Here is a 737-nt window from a genome sequence, read left to right on the forward strand (position 1 = left end):
AACGGCCAAGAGCTTTATACGTGGCTGCGCCACGTACTTGAGCGGTTGCCGCATGCGTCGTCGGTAGAAGACTACGAAGCGTTGTTGCCATGGAACTGCTCACCAGAGATGCCTCGCTAAACCAGATACTCATTTTTTGCTAGGTGGGGTTTGTGGCGTGGATACGCTACAACGAACTGCGCATCGAAGATAAAAAAGGCGCCGAACAGATTTTCATCCATGCCCAGCGGGACTGGGACGAGAACATCGAAAATGACCAGAAAATCCGCGTTGGCAACGAACGCCACGACACGGTAGAAAAGAACACCTACACCGAGCTGAAAGCCGAAGAACACCGCACCACCCACGCCGACCGCAAGACCGAAGTCCGGATGGACGACCACCTGACGGTTGCGCAGAACCAGCACGTGAAACTGGGCACCGCGCAACTGACCAGCGCAGGCACCGAGATTCACTTGAAGGCCGGCGAAAAGATTGTTATCGAGGCGGGCGTGGAGCTCACCGTGAAGGCGGGCGGGAGCTTCATCAAGCTCGACGCGGGCGGGATAACCATGATCGGCCCGATCGCGAACGTCAACGCTGGAGGCTCCGCCGGAACCGGCACCGGGATAGGCATCAAGCCGCCTAGTGTACCATCTCAAAATTAACTTCTCTCATGCCTGCGTGGTCATTGCCGCGCGGGCTCGCTGTATTTTTTTCAAAATATCTTCTCCCTTCGCGTTCCAAACGTAGCGAGT

General features: G+C 56.3%; 1 protein-coding gene and 1 pseudogene. Both read left to right on the forward strand.

Going from position 1 to position 737, the window contains the following annotated elements; genetic code table 11:
* Positions 1-120 (forward strand): transposase domain-containing protein (locus DW49_RS1000000131155; RefSeq protein WP_161780210.1); only part of this gene is annotated, 120 nt, incomplete at its 5' end.
* 47 nt (positions 121-167) lie between these two features.
* Positions 168-635: pseudogene (locus DW49_RS0124215) on the forward strand (bacteriophage T4 gp5 trimerisation domain-containing protein); the annotation flags it as partial.
* Positions 636-737 lie beyond the last annotated feature (102 nt).

The organism is Pseudomonas avellanae BPIC 631 (assembly GCF_000444135.1).
Lineage (GTDB): Bacteria > Pseudomonadota > Gammaproteobacteria > Pseudomonadales > Pseudomonadaceae > Aquipseudomonas > Aquipseudomonas avellanae.